Below are 13,452 nucleotides of genomic sequence, written 5' to 3' on the forward strand. Positions count from 1 at the left end.
GGAAGGGGCGGGTGGGGTCGAGGGGCGCTCCGGTGGGCATCCCGCGCTCCGGAAGCAGGAGTGCCAGGTGCTCGTACACCTCCTGCGCGGAGGCGGGCCGGTGTTGCGGGTCCTTGGCGAGCAGCCGCAGGACGAGCGCTTCCAGCGCCTCGGGCACCTCGGGTCTCAGCCGGCGCACGGGCAGCGGCGGCTCGTAAAGGTGCCGGTGGAGCACTCCGAGGGCTGTCGAGCCGGAGAACGGCACGTCTCCGCTGAGGAGTTCGTGGAGGAGTACGCCGAGTGCGTACAGGTCCGTGTAGGGGCCGACGACGCCGCCCATCGCCTGTTCGGGGGCCATGTAGGCGGGCGAGCCGATGGGGGAACCGGTGTGGGTGAGGCGGGTCGTGTCCGTGTCCATCACGGAGGCGACGCCCAGGTCGAGGACGGTGACCGTGCCGTCCTGCTTCACCATCACGTTGCGCGGCTTGAGGTCGCGGTGGACGATCGGCACGGCGTGCACGGCGCTCAGTACGGCGCACAGTTGCGCGGCGACGGCGACCGCCCACTGCCAGGGGTACGGGTCGTGTTCGGTGAGGTGGTCGGAGAGGTCGGCGCCGTCGACGTACTGCATGACGAGGAACAGTTCCTCGCCCTCGCTGCCCGCGTCGTGCACGGTGACGAGGCCGGGGTGGTCGACCTGTGCGGTCACCCGGCACTCGCGTACGAAGCGGCGGCGCAGTTCGTCCGCCTCCTGGCCGGCGACCTTGTCCGGGCGCAGCAGCTTGACGGCGACGCGCCGGTCGAGCCGCTGGTCGTACGCCGTCCACACCTGGCCCATGCCGCCCTGGCCGATGAGCGTGGACAGTTCGTACCGGTCGGCGATGACGCGTCCCGTGGCCAGGCTCACCGTCCGCCCTCGCGGTCGCCGTCACCGTTGTGGCTGCCGCTGCCGGTCCCATTGCCGCTACCGCTGCCGCTGCCGTTGCTGTCGTGCTTGCGCAGGTAGTCGCTGAGCTCGTCGAGTTCGGCGCGGACCTGGTCGATACGGGCGGGCGCGGGGCGCTGCGGCGGGGGCGGTACGGGGCCGTGCGAGACGGGTGGCGGGGGGATCGGCGTGCCGGGCATGGGGGGCTGCGGCCCGGACCGCATGTTCGAGTACGGCGACGGGGGCGGGTACCCGTACCCGGCGGGCACGGTCGCGGCCTGGGGCGGCGCGTAACCGGCGTACGGGCTCTGCCGGTTGTTGGGCCGTATGTCCATGACCAGGAAGTAGATGCCGGCGACGGCGCCCAGGAGCAGCACGACGGCGAGGGCGGTGTCGCTCCTGGGGTCGCTCTCCGGCACCGTGCCGATCACCGCGAAGCACGCGACGGACACCGGCAGACTCGCCCAGGCCGCCGTCCAGTTGAACCACCGGCCACGCAGGAGGGCGACCCGGAACAGCGGCACGCACGCCAGGATGCCGCACGAGAGGAACGCGGTGATGGTGAACAGCACTCGCAGGGCGATGACGGTGCCCGCACTGCGGGGCGGGGACGGCGCGCCGGGGCCGTACATGACTGCTCCTGGACCGGGTGATGCCAACAGGGGACGGACTGACGAGTGGCAGGTTCGATGTCGAAGTTCGGGATCAAGATTCGATGTCGAGGTTCGAGCGTATAGCCCGACACCGACAACAGGTCCGGGTTGTACCGAACCGTTGTCGACCTGACCACGGCTCGTGAGCCGTCGTCGTCCAGGAGTTCGATGACGGGCAGGGAACGCACCACCCCCGGCTGCCTGGACGCGCTGGGCGCCCGAGCCGGGCTCAGGCGCCGCCGGTCAGAAGCTGTGTCACATCCTCTCTTCGCAGGTCACGGTGGTGTGGAGGGCAGTAGTGATCCCGTTTGCCGTTCGGTTGAGCGTCGATGGTCGCCGTTTCCAACGGCGGAGGCGCGTTGGTCTTCAGGCGGTTGCGAGGGTGGCCGGCAGTACCTCGGTCTGGCGGCGGGGGCGGGCCAGGCGACGCGACATGAGGGTGATGAAGGCCCACTGGATGTGGGCTTCCGCGTGGGACATCAGGCGCTCGTCATCCCGTGCGTTGCGCCGGGCCCGCATCGTCCACGAATTCGACCGCTCCACCACCCACCTCTTCGGTAGCAGGACGTGGGGTCAGTAAGCGGCGGTCCGGATGCGCATCTCGTCCTGGCGAGCGGACCGGGGTCCTCCAGGCCGCCGTACCGGCTGATGGAGCGGAGGTGCCGCTCGTCCTGCACGCCGTGTGAGCATCCGTTCGGGGGGCAGGCCTCAGTCCGAGTCCTCCTTCCTCCTGAGCTCGGCCAGCTCGTCGAAAGTACGGATCAGGACTGCGCGTCGCTCGTCCTTGTAACCCGATGAGGGCGTCAAGGCGTCGATGCGGCCCTCCCATACCGCCATGAACGTCTTCTTCCACCCCGCGACCACCTCGGCCTCGGGCAGCGACGCCCCCACGTACCCCTGCCGCGCCAGAAGGCTCAGCAGCTCCAGGTTGGCCGGCACCGCAATTCCCCAGTACTCGTCGGGCTCGATCTCGACCGGGTCGCCGGCCATCGCGTCCGCCACCTCGGTGATGAGCCGGTCCGTGAGGATCGACAGGTGGTCTGCGGCCGTGTCGCTGTCGAAGTTGCCGGTTCCCCAGTCGCCCATGGGTTTCCTCTGTTGGTTGGGTCGGTACGCACGAGTTGTATCAGCGCGTACTGACAACCGGACCGCACAGAGGTGCGGCAGGCAGGGATGCCCGGAACGACGTGGACAGGTCTCATGTGTCAGAGCCGGTAGTCGCCCGTCGGCCATCTTCCCGCCGCTTGGCATGCCCGGATCAGGAACAAGCTCACAGGGTGTGCCGCATCCAGACGTTGGGCTCGACGTAGACCCCGAACCCGTGTTCCAGGTCGCACCGCACCGGTGCCAGCGCGCCGGGCACCTCCACCTCGCCGTCGCGGTCGAAGGGGAGGCCCGTCCAGGCGCGCCACTCCTCCAGCGAGGCCGCGACGCACATCGACGCCGGTGCCATGGCGACGATCGTGGCGCCCGCGCGGTCGTGCACGCGCAGCCAGGGGTCGTGGGGCAGCCCGTCCTCGCGGACCCGGTACGCGTACTCGGCGATCGGCGTCCTCGGTTCCAGGTGCTTGGCGCTCGGCCGGACCGGGGCCACGACCTCGCGGAAACCGTGGGCGGCGGCGTTGTCCCGCATCGCCGCGAGCATACGGCCGGACAGTCCGGTGCCCTGGGCCTGCGGGGAGACGACGATCGAGATCGCGCTCACCGTGTCCGGACGGGTACCGGCGCGCAGGTCCTGGAACGCCCACACCAGGACCTGTCCCAGCCCCGGGCGGGCAGTTCACCGCCGCCGCGCCCCTCGGCCGCGAGCGCGAAGGGCACGCTGTAGGCGTGGGCGACGATCTCGCCCCGCTCGTCCTCGGCGAACAGGACGTGCTCGGGGAGCTCAGTGGCGATCCGGTCGTAGTGGGCGTTGCCCGTGAAGTCGTGCTGCATCAACTCGGGCCAGGCGTCGGGCATTTCGACGACCCGGCGATACATCTCGGGGCGCTCGGCGAGGGACGAGACCTTCAACTCCATGGGCGAAACGGTACTCTCCGGCCCGGCCGACCCGTCCGGCGTTTGAGGCCAAGGCCCGGCCCGTTCAAGGGACTTCGGGCGAGGGCGGGGGCGGTGATGTCGCCCCCGCGCCGCCTCACCCGCGACTGAAAGACGGACCTTGCCCTCCTGCCCCCCAACACCAACAATGTGCATGCCAATTGCGGGTGGCCGGAAGGTTTCCGGTCGCCTTTTCGAATGAGGGGACCCCCCACGTGAGAATGCCTCTCGCCGCCGCGATCGTCGCCCTGGTCGTCGCCGGAGCGGTCACCGCGCCCGTGGCCGCGGCGGCCGAGCCGACGCTCCAGGCCGTCAGCCTCGCCGGCACGGTGGCGCTCAGCAACTGCTCCGGCTCGCTCGTCCGCTTCCCGAACTCCGTGGACACCGACCCGGCGCTGGTGCTTTCCAACGGCCACTGCAGCAGCCTCATGGACCCGGGGTTGGTCATCACCAACCGGCCGGCCAACCGGCCGTTCAGCCTGCTCGACTCCTCAGGCGCCCAGGTCGCCACGCTGAAGGCCGAGAAGCTGGCGTACGGGACGATGACCGACACGGACGTGGCGATCTACCAGCTCACCACCACCTACGCGGCGATCAAGAGCTCGTACGGGGTGTCGGCGCTGACCGTGCGGGACACGCACCCGACCGCCGGCACCGCCGTCACCGTGGCGTCCGGCGCCTGGAAGAAGTTGTTCGACTGCAACATCGACGCGTTCGTCCACCGCCTCAAGGAGGGCAAGTGGACCTGGAAGGACTCGGTCCGCTACACCTCCGCCTGCCAGACCGCCGGCGGCACCTCCGGCTCTCCGGTGATCGACCGGTCCACCGGTGAGATCGTCGCCGTCCACAACACCGGCAACGAGAACGGCGCCTCCTGCACGCTGGACAACCCCTGCGAGGTGGACCAGCAGGGCAACGTCACCGTTCACACGGGCATCAACTACGGCCAGCAGACCTACCAGATCCCGGCCTGCTTCACGACCGGCAACCAGCTGGACCTGAACGCCGCCGGGTGCACCCTGCCGAAGCCGTAGCGCTCCGGCTGTCGGCCGCTGCGGTTCCCGGCCCGGGGTCGCAGCGGCCGCGTGAGCATGGCCGTCGTCACGCGGGACCGTCGTGACGCGGCCGGCGCGGGATGCCGCTCAGTTCACGTTGACCGCGCTCCAGGCCGCCGCCACCGTGTCGTACTCCATGCTGCCCGCGCCGTAGAGGTCGCGGGTGGCGTTCAGGGTGGCCGTCCTCGCTCCGGCGTAGTTCGTCGTGGACGTCATGTAGACGGTCAGAGCGCGGTACCAGATCGCGCCGAGCTTGGCGCGGCCGATGCCGGTGACGGTCGAGCGGTTGTACGTCGGGGAGTTGTAGGTGACCCCGTTGATCGTCTTCGCGCCGCTGCCCTCCGCGAGGAGGTAGGCGAAGTGGTTGGCGACGCCGGACGAGAGGTGGACGCTGAGTTTGCCGACCGTAGGGCTCCAGTAGTCCGCGGAGCTGCCGTCCTTGCTCGGCTTGTCCAGGTAGCGCAGGGCATCCTGCCCGAGGCCGGAGCGGACGACCTTCTCGCCGATCAGATAGTCGCCGGTGTCCTGTGCGTTCCCCGCGTAGAACTCGACGAGCGTTCCGAAGATGTCGGACGTCGCCTCGTTCAGGCCGCCGGACTCGCCCGAATAGACCAGTCTCGCGGTGGTCGACGTCACGCCGTGGGACATCTCGTGGGCGGCCACGTCCAGCCCGGCCATCGGCCCGAAACTGGTGCCGTCGCCGTCGCCGTAGGTCATGCAGAAGCAGCTGTCGGTCCAGTAGGCGTTGCTGTAATTGTTGCCGTAATGGACGCGGTTGTAGGAGCCCCTGCCGTCGTTGGCGATGCCGTTGCGGCCGTGGACGTCCTTGAAGTAGTCCCAGGTCATGGCGCTGCCGTACTGGGCATCGACGGCGACTGTCGAGCGGTCGGCGGTCGTGCCCGTACCCCAGTGGTTGTCGTCGTCGGTGAAGAGGGTCACGGGGACGCGGCTGCTGCAGGTACCGCCACCGCACACGTCGGTCTTGTCGGCCGCGTCAGCGGTGTAGGTGTTGCCGCGTGTGGGGTCCTTGAGCTGATAGGTCGATCCCGAGAGGGTCGTCTCCAGCGGGAGCGTGCCGCTGTACAGGGACTTGCCGTCGCCGGTGGCCGTCTCCATGGTGTCCCAGGCATCGATCCGGGCGCCCGTACGGGCATCGGTCAGCACGGTGCGGGCGACGGGGTTGCCGAGCGGGTCCAAGGCGGTGGTGTCCGTGCGCCAGGCCAGTCTCGGGGCACCGTGCAGGGCGTCGACGACGAGCTGCGGCCTGGCCTTCACCTGCTTCAGCGCGTCACCCGGGTTGGCCGCGCGCAGCGTGCCCACAGCGACGTCGGCCGCCTTGAGGGCCGGCACCCTGGGGGTGGTGCTCGGCAGCGAGATCGCCGCCCCCGTCGCCCGATCAGCGCTGCGGTAGGCGCCGTCGGGGGCCAGGTGGAGGACGAAATCGCCTCCGAGTACGGGGAGTTGGCGGTAGGTACGGTCGTAGCGGACGTGCTGGGCGCCGTCCTGGTCCACGATGACGTCCCTGACGGAGGCGTCCTGCGCGGTGGTGAGGCCCAGGGACGCGGCCCGGTCGGCGAGGACCCTCGCCGCGTTGTCGAGCGCGAGGGCACGGGTCGGGCTGTCGGCCGTGTCGGCGGCGGCGCCGGCAGCTGGGGAGAGTAAGCCGGCCAGAAGGGTGGCGGTGGTGGCGATACCGGCGGTGGCGCACCGGGCACCACGGACGTTCTGCCGTATCCGACTCATGAGGGTCTTCTGTCTCCTGGAGGCGGCGCCGCGGGGGCGCATGCGGGGGTGGGCACCGGGGGGGGTGGCACATGAAGGGGGATCGGGATGGGGACCCGGGGGTCGGCGCCGATCTCGTCCAGGCATTCAAGAGGACACAGCCCTGTCATGTCCACACCCTCCGCGCGGCAGCCCAAAGCCGGGCGCGGCCAAAACCCGCATACCTGAAGAACTGTGCGGCGAACGCCCACTCAGCTCGCGTGGAACCGCGCGGGCGCCTCCGTGGGGTTGCCGCCGGTCGGCAGTTTCTCCCCGGCGCATCCCGACAGCACCTTCTTCATCGCGGCCTTCTCGTCCGCCGAGACCCACAGTTCGTACTTCTTCTTCACGGCGACCTGGTTGGCGACATACGCGCAGCGGTACGCCTTGTTCGGCGGCAGCCAGGTCGCCGTGTCGCCGTCGCCCTTGCTGCGGTTGGTGCTCGCGTCGACGGCACGCAGGTTGAGCGGATCGTTGGCCAGGGCTATGCGTTTGCTGGCGTCCCAGTACTTGGCGCCCTTCTGCCAGGCGTCCGAGAGCGCGACGATGTGGTCTATGTCCACCTCGCTGCGGCCTCGCGTGAACGCCACCTCCTTGCCGCTGTAGGGGTCGGGCTTCAGTTCCCCGGCGGACACCTTGCAGCCTCCGCTGCGGAACCGCACGTCGGCCAGGTCGCGTTTGAGGATGTCGTCGCGGGTTATCTACATCCCCCCATTCCTTGCGATTTACGTGAGTGACAGCCGTGTCCTCTCTTTGTGTCTCGCCGTTATCAGCCTCACCAAGAGGCACATGAGCGACATGCTCGGACAGGAGATGGATCAATGGTGTTACGTACAGAGAAGGCCGTCTCGCCCACCACAGGAGAGGTCACCTGGCTACTCGTAGACGATGAGACGTACCGCCCTCACCCCGAGGTACAGGAGTTCTCGCTCTACCTGCGGGGCGCCGGACGCTCACCGCAGACCCAGCGCGCCTACATCCCCCGGATTGGGCGCTTCCTCAACTGGTGCACGCAACGCGGCACGGACTGGAAGACCGCTGGACTCGGCGAGATGACCCGATTCAAGTTCCACGTCGAGCGGACACCGACCAGGCAGGGGCAACCGCCGACAGGGAAGACCGTCAACGCGGTCCTCACCGCCGTGTGCGAGTTCCTCCGATTCTGCGCCGTCCAGGGACATGTGGCCCATGAGGTCGCCGCACGGCTGAGCGAGCCCCGTTTCCTCACCTCGCCACCGAGCGGCTTCGATCCGGGGGAAGGCGGCCAACATCTCATGATCAAGGCGCGCGTTCTGAAGGCGTCCGAGATCGAGAAGGCGCCGGCGACCCTCACGGCCCCCCAAGTCGCTCAGGTACTTGAGGCGGCCCGCACCGCCCGCGACCGACTGCTCCTGACCGTGCTCGTGGAAGGCGGCCTGCGGATCGGCGAAGCGCTTGGGCTGCGGCGGGAGGACATGCATCTGCTGCCCGACTCCACGCATCTCGGCTGCCGAACCCGCGGCGCCCACCTGCACATCCGGCCTCGCCAGGACAACGAGAACGGCGCACGCGCGAAGGGCGGCCGTCACCGAATGGTGCCGCTGACGCAGGGTGCAGTGCACCGTTACCGCGACCATCTCACCGAGCGTGAACGGGTCGCCGAAGCCGCTGACTGCGACTACGTGTTCGTCAACCTCGTCGGCGCCGCCATCGGCCGCCCGGTGACATATTCCAACGCCAAGCAGGTCATCGAACGGATCGGGAACCGTTGCGGCCTCCCCACACGCCCGCACATGATGCGGCACACGGCGGCGACCCAGTGGATCCGCAGCGGAGTCGCACCGGATGTGGTGCAGACCCTGCTGGGACACGCATCGTCGGCGAGCACAGCTGTCTACGTGCACGCCCGTGACGAGGACCTCCGGGCCGCTGTCGACCGTCTCGCGCCGGAGGCCGCCCGATGACGCGTGCCGTCAGCCTCGCCGTCGCCGTGCCACTCGACCGCAGTGAGCCTGAGTGGTCGGACTGGCTCTCCGCGCGCCTCGCTCCTGGTTGGCGGACAGGAGAGTGGGACCAGGACAGAGCGCTGTTCACGGCGGACCCGGGCAATCCTGGCACCAAGGTGTTCAGCTGCGTCGTTGCCGACTGCTCCACTCACGTGGTGGGCAACGGTGCCCGCTGTAATGCCTGTCGCAAGGCCCGACTTCTCCAGGGCAACCCGGCTGACTTCGACGCGACGTACATCCCCATGGTGTCCCGCCGCAGGCCCAACGTCTCGGATGGAGCATGGCCAGGAGTGTCCCAGTTCTCTCTGTCAGGGGTATCCCCGGCCGTATGCCGCGAAGTGCTGTACGGGCTCCAGCAGCGCGACGCGGCAGGGATCAGCCTCGTTCCCCAGCATGTCCGCCGTATCGTGGCCGGGCTCCCCTCAAGGCTCGGATCGCTGCTGGAGTTGGGCGAAGGCTTCGTCTCCGGGCTTCCGGCCGCTGCCACCGGAGTGCTCAATGGTGTGCTGCTCCATGTCCGGCGCGCTCGCATCGAGTTCGAGGGCGTCGACCCGACCTTTGGTGATGTCTGGGAGTGTGCCCTGGTCGGGCTGAACGCCGGGCGCGGCAGGAAGTACATCGCCGTACACGGCGACGTCGACTTCCGGCCCGTGCGTCAGCAGTGGCTGCGGGAGTTGGTGAAGGAATACGGCCGTACCGTCCGTCCCTCCGTTCTGGACCTGCGCCAGACGGTGTACGCAGCGAGCATCGCCTCTTCCGCCCTTGTGAACCGCGCGCACGGCGAGGCCCCGGAGCAGCTGTCGATGGCGGACATGAACGCGGTGGTGGACATGTTCCGCATTACCAAACGTCCCGAGGACGGGCACGACTACTCGACCAGTCACCGCCGGACGCTGCTGCGTTACTGGCGCACGTTCCTTGAGTTCGCCCGCCAGACCGGGATGATGGACCACGTGCCAGGGGGCTTCGCGTTGAATCCCCGCTTCCACACCATCGCCGCCGTCGAGGCGTCCGAGGACGACATCGGCCGGGCCGTACCCAAGCATGTCATCGCCCAACTCGACGCGTGTATCGCCATGTTGGGCACCTCGACCTCGTACGAGAGCGGCGGTTGGTCATCCGCCGACTTCGCGCGGATGTATCAGGTGGTCTACACGGTCCTCCGCGACACCGGCCGCCGCCCCGGCGAAGTGACCAGCCTGCGCCGCGAGTGCCTTGAGCGGATCGACGGCAAGCCCACCCTCCTCTACGACAACCACAAACGCCGCCGTCACGGACGTAGGCTCCCCGTCTCCGAGAGCACGGCCCAGGCCATCCAGGCATGGCAGAAGGAACTCGACCGACTGCCTGCCGTACCCGCCTGCGGGCAGTGGCTGTTCCCCTCTCCGGGACAGCGCAACCGTCCACGTCGCGGTCATCTGACCACCGCGCAGTTCTGCAACCGGATCTTCCGCGACTGGGTGGACGAGCTGATCCCGGATCTCGTGGACGACCGCCTGGACGACAGCGGCGAACCGCTCGCTCACGACCGCACGCAGATCGTCCCGTACGGATTCCGCCACGCGTACGCCCAGCGCCACGCTGACGCCGGGACCCGTCCGGACGTCCTCCGAGAGCTCATGGACCATCGGTCCCTGGACGTCACCATGGGCTACTACAAGGTCTCCCTGACCAGGAAACAGGAGGCGGTCAGGACGGTGGCGAGACTCGCCGTCGACCGGCATGGCGCTCCACACGGCTTCGAGGACGCCCTTGCCTACGAGGTCGAGAGCGTGGGGGTCCCCTACGGAGGCTGCACCGAGCCGAGCAACGTCAAAGCTGGCGGCGGGCACTGCCGCATCCGCTTCCAGTGCGCCGGCTGCGACTTCTACCGACCAGACCCCTCCTACCTCCCCGCCCTGGAACAGCAGATCGCGGACCTGCGGGCCGACAAGGAGGCCGCCCTGGCGATGGAGGCCGCCGACTGGGTCGTACGCAACCTCGACGACCAGATCCGCGCCTATTCGAAGTCGGCCGACGAGATGCGGCGGAAGCTCGATGCGCTGCCCGTCGAGGAGCGGGCCGCCGTCGAGTCCGCCTCGCGTGAGCTGCGCAAGGCACGTTCCGCAGCGGCCTTCGTGCCCCTACAGGCGCTGACGACACGGAGTTCTGAATGAAACGCCCTGCCAATTCCGGCGCCAATGACCGGAACACCCGGGTCGAGCGCCTGCGCGCCAGCCGCGTCAAGGACAGCGAGGACAAGACCAGCCGCGCGCTCGATGCAGTGGACGGCCTTCTCCGCTCGGGACGGCGTATCACCGTCGCCCAGGTTGCGCGGGACGCGGCGGTGTCCACGTGGTTCATCTACAACCAGCCCCAGGTGCACCAGGCCGTTCAGGACGGCATCGTCGCCCAGCGAGAGCATGTGCGTCAGGAATCCCCCGTTCCGGATGCGCGACAGGTTTCCGCTGCCGGGCTGCGGACGGATCTCGCCCTGGCACGCGAAGAGATCAAGGACCTCAAGAAGGAACGCGACCGACTGCGGGACCGGCTCCGGCTGTCTCTGGGCGCCGAGTTGGACGAGGTGAACCGAAACGAACTGATCCAGCGGGTGCAGCAGTTGGATCAGCGGAACACCGCTCTGAACCAGGAGCTGTCAGCGGCCAAGGTTCAGATCGCCGCCCTGGAGGGCCGACTGCGCGAGGCGGAAGACGATCTCACTGCCGCACGGGCCGGTCTCCGCCGTGCGATGCGGGCCGTGCCGTCCCCGTAGTCCCCGCTCTACCACCACACCCGCTGCTGTCCGGCTTGTGCGTCGCCTGCCGGACAGCAGCGGAGGATTTCGGCGAAGCGGTCCGGCCTACGCTGATATGCCGTCCCGGTCGTGTTCAGTCGGTGTCCGTCGCGGCCAGCATCGCCAGCCGTCGGCGTTCTGGAGAGACCACGGCGAGGCCGATGTCCCAGGCCACGCGCTCGAACCACTTGGTGTCGGCATCGAAGCCGTACCAGGTGCACTCTTGTACACGTGCCTCAACCTCCTCCGCAAGGCCGCCGTCTGCAGCCCCAGCCAGGGCCGCCAGGGATTGCCAAGCGGCCAGACGGCCATATGCGCCACGGGCGCCGGAGTTGTAGGCACCTCCCGTGGACGCGGCGGCGAAGAGGACTCGCCATGCCTGGTCCGGCGGACAGGCCGCAACCAAGAAAGCGGTCTTCTTCCCCGCACCCTTCAGGCGCTCCAGCCCCAGCGCCAGCAACATGCTCGGTACCGACTCGGCCTCCAGAGGAGCTGTCAGATCAAAGACTCGTGCCTCGACCCGGCCGTTCGACTCCTCGGCCCAGTTCGCCACGGCAGCGCCGATGCCCTTGGCAGCGGCTTCGGTCGTCGTCTCCTCGACGGACGGCAGGTGTGCCCCGGCATCACCCCGCGCCTTGCGGTTCGCCGACGGACCGTACGGCATCGAGTGACTGCCCCCGTGGGCGCTGTAGCTCGGCAGATCCGGCTGTCTTTCCACATCGGACAGCGCCAACGGCAGCATCCCAGCGGATGGTGCCTCCAGTGCGGCGACATCGCCCACCCTGCGATCCCCGGGGTCTCCGTAACGTCGGCACCCCTGAGCACCATTTCATGGACCAGGCACGCACGCAGTTCCTCAGTGGCGTTCCCGGTGAATGCCACAGCCAGTTCCTCTGACGGTTGGCTGGAGGCCAGCAGGGAAGCCGTGTAACGGCCCAGCTTCCTTTCAGCAGCCTCCGCCGAGGAGACCAGCCGCAGCGCCTGGGCGACGTTCCCAGGACCAGACGTGGTGGCCAGCAGCCCGAGCAGATGGTCGAAGACGCTTCTGTACTGCCAGATCCGCCCGGCGTCGGAGCCGTAAGCCCCGGCGAGCGCGATGCCGAGGTCCGCGAGGAACGCAGCATCCCCCCGCGCGAGACGGTCGTCAGCCACGGCCCATACGCCGGTGACGTTCTCCAGGTCCGGCAACTCCGTCACGATCTTCTGTACCTGATCAGCCACGGCCATGAGCGTACGGGTCCGGCACTCCTTCCTCCCCTTAATAAATGGCCAGGGGCGGAGATCCGAGAACGCGCCTCAATCTCCGCACTGCCGCTGCATCATCTGCTTGTCCGCTGCCGTCACCGGCATCTCGTACTTCAGGGCGACCTGGGCGAAACGGACGGCGTAGGCGCACCGGATCTGCTTGTTCGGCGGGAGCCAGGACGCGGGCCCCGAGTCCCCTTTTGAGGAATTGGCTCGGCCCTCGACGGGGATCAGATTGAGCACGTCGTTCGCAAGCTGCTTACGCTTGCTCTCCGGCCAGCGTGACGAGCCCATCTGCCAGCTGTAGGACAACGGCACCATGTGATCTATCTGGACCTCGGAGGCTTTCTGCTTGCGCCACTCGATGGTCGTCCCGGTGTACGGGTCGTGCAGCGTCATGGAGATGACCACGCAGTCGGATCCGGCCCGGAACCGGAGGTTCTGGCCATCGCGACGAATGAGATCGTTTCGCGTGTCGCACCCGTTCCTCGCAAGCGGAACGCCGTCCGCCGTGTCCATCCACGCATAGCCGAACTTGTCCCGGGCGTACCCCGTCTTGGGCCCCCGCCCCTTGGTGGACAGCTCATCGATGAGCTTTCGGGCCGCAGCCTTGTCCGCGTCCGTCGTCACGGGCGCAAGCCCTGGCTTCGTGCCATCGGGATTCTTGAGCGGACTGACCACCCGTCCGTCCACCGCGGTCGGCCCCGACCCCGTCGAGGAGCCGTCTTCATCGAGGCCTTCGCATCCCGAACAGAGGAGAACTGCGGCTGCTGCCACCACTGCGGACCTGAGGTAGCGCGGGTTTCCAGCACCCTTGTGCCTCACGTCCCTCTCAGTAAGCACAGCTCACGACTCCCGGCTTGAGCTGCACAAATATCTCGGTCACCCGGCGAAGCATAGAGATAACGCGGGTGTCGCACTTGTTGGCGTCGGTGTCCGCCCACGCACTGCCGAACCGGTCCCGGGCGTACCCCGTCTTGGGCGCCCGCCCCTTCACGGCCAGCGAGTCGACGGCGGCGAGCGCCGCACCCCCGCCTCC

Annotated in this window: 9 protein-coding genes and 5 pseudogenes; 4 read left to right on the top strand and 10 right to left on the bottom strand. The window is 68.5% G+C overall.

Translation table 11 applies throughout. The annotated features are described in order from the left end of the window. The 5 genes and pseudogenes from ADL01_RS11620 to ADL01_RS11635 all read right to left on the bottom strand — a co-directional run. Positions 1 to 817 (bottom strand): serine/threonine-protein kinase (locus ADL01_RS11620; RefSeq protein ID WP_234354594.1); only part of this gene is annotated, 817 nt, incomplete at its 3' end. Between the two features lie 65 nt (positions 818 to 882). After that, positions 883 to 1,536, bottom strand: a complete 654-nt coding sequence (locus ADL01_RS11625) for a hypothetical protein (RefSeq protein WP_053741870.1) — start codon at positions 1,534 to 1,536, stop codon at positions 883 to 885. A gap of 435 nt (positions 1,537 to 1,971) precedes the next feature. After that, positions 1,972 to 2,124: pseudogene (locus tag ADL01_RS41710) on the bottom strand (IS5/IS1182 family transposase); the annotation flags it as partial. Positions 2,125 to 2,265: 141 nt separating this feature from the next. After that, positions 2,266 to 2,643, bottom strand: coding sequence for a hypothetical protein (locus tag ADL01_RS11630; protein WP_053741871.1), 378 nt, complete (start codon positions 2,641 to 2,643; stop codon positions 2,266 to 2,268). A gap of 184 nt (positions 2,644 to 2,827) precedes the next feature. Next, a pseudogene (locus ADL01_RS11635) lies at positions 2,828 to 3,576 on the bottom strand (GNAT family N-acetyltransferase). A 233-nt stretch (positions 3,577 to 3,809) separates the two neighbouring features. Here ADL01_RS11635 and ADL01_RS11640 point away from each other — a divergent pair. After that, on the top strand, positions 3,810 to 4,628 hold the full coding sequence (locus ADL01_RS11640) for a S1 family peptidase (protein WP_078960461.1): 819 nt from the start codon (positions 3,810 to 3,812) through the stop codon (positions 4,626 to 4,628). 108 nt (positions 4,629 to 4,736) lie between these two features. On the opposite strand, the gene ADL01_RS11645 is transcribed toward ADL01_RS11640, so the two are convergent. Beyond that, on the bottom strand, positions 4,737 to 6,392 hold the full coding sequence (locus ADL01_RS11645) for a M4 family metallopeptidase (RefSeq protein ID WP_053741873.1): 1,656 nt from the start codon (positions 6,390 to 6,392) through the stop codon (positions 4,737 to 4,739). Positions 6,393 to 6,622: 230 nt separating this feature from the next. Beyond that, positions 6,623 to 7,108 (bottom strand): annotated as a pseudogene (locus ADL01_RS11650) (HNH endonuclease family protein); the annotation flags it as partial. 123 nt (positions 7,109 to 7,231) lie between these two features. On the opposite strand from ADL01_RS11650, the gene ADL01_RS11655 reads away from it, so the two are divergent. From ADL01_RS11655 to ADL01_RS11665, 3 genes are read left to right on the top strand one after another with little or no spacing between them, the layout of a single operon-like run. Further along, complete coding sequence (locus tag ADL01_RS11655; protein WP_053741874.1) at positions 7,232 to 8,353, top strand: tyrosine-type recombinase/integrase; 1,122 nt, start codon at positions 7,232 to 7,234, stop codon at positions 8,351 to 8,353. Next, positions 8,350 to 10,551 (top strand): tyrosine-type recombinase/integrase, encoded by a 2,202-nt coding sequence (locus ADL01_RS11660; RefSeq protein WP_078960462.1) that lies wholly within the window; start codon positions 8,350 to 8,352, stop codon positions 10,549 to 10,551. The genes ADL01_RS11655 and ADL01_RS11660 overlap by 4 nt, the downstream gene beginning before the upstream one ends. Beyond that, positions 10,548 to 11,147, top strand: a complete 600-nt coding sequence (locus ADL01_RS11665; protein WP_053741876.1) for a DUF6262 family protein — start codon at positions 10,548 to 10,550, stop codon at positions 11,145 to 11,147. The genes ADL01_RS11660 and ADL01_RS11665 overlap by 4 nt, the downstream gene beginning before the upstream one ends. A 115-nt stretch (positions 11,148 to 11,262) precedes the next feature. Here ADL01_RS11665 and ADL01_RS47735 read toward each other — a convergent pair. From ADL01_RS47735 to ADL01_RS11680, 3 genes and pseudogenes are all read right to left on the bottom strand, one after another. Beyond that, positions 11,263 to 12,395, bottom strand: a pseudogene (locus tag ADL01_RS47735) (DUF6183 family protein). 69 nt (positions 12,396 to 12,464) lie between these two features. Continuing rightward, on the bottom strand, positions 12,465 to 13,190 hold the full coding sequence (locus tag ADL01_RS11675) for an HNH endonuclease family protein (RefSeq protein ID WP_078960463.1): 726 nt from the start codon (positions 13,188 to 13,190) through the stop codon (positions 12,465 to 12,467). Positions 13,191 to 13,245: 55 nt separating this feature from the next. After that, positions 13,246 to 13,452, bottom strand: a pseudogene (locus tag ADL01_RS11680) (hypothetical protein); the annotation flags it as partial.

Origin of the sequence: Streptomyces sp. NRRL WC-3618, assembly GCF_001280005.1 — a bacterium.
Classification (GTDB): domain Bacteria; phylum Actinomycetota; class Actinomycetes; order Streptomycetales; family Streptomycetaceae; genus Streptomyces.

Bases quoted from the DNA above. Each gene is read 5' to 3' on its own strand.
- ADL01_RS11630 (WP_053741871.1), bottom strand. From the start codon at position 2,643: ATGGGCGACTGGGGAACCGGCAACTTCGACAGCGACACGGCCGCAGAC.
- ADL01_RS11665 (WP_053741876.1), top strand. From the start codon at position 10,548: ATGAAACGCCCTGCCAATTCCGGCGCCAATGACCGGAACACCCGGGTC.
- ADL01_RS11655 (WP_053741874.1), top strand. From the start codon at position 7,232: ATGGTGTTACGTACAGAGAAGGCCGTCTCGCCCACCACAGGAGAGGTC.
- ADL01_RS11660 (WP_078960462.1), top strand. From the start codon at position 8,350: ATGACGCGTGCCGTCAGCCTCGCCGTCGCCGTGCCACTCGACCGCAGT.
- ADL01_RS11625 (WP_053741870.1), bottom strand. From the start codon at position 1,536: ATGTACGGCCCCGGCGCGCCGTCCCCGCCCCGCAGTGCGGGCACCGTC.
- ADL01_RS11645 (WP_053741873.1), bottom strand. From the start codon at position 6,392: ATGAGTCGGATACGGCAGAACGTCCGTGGTGCCCGGTGCGCCACCGCC.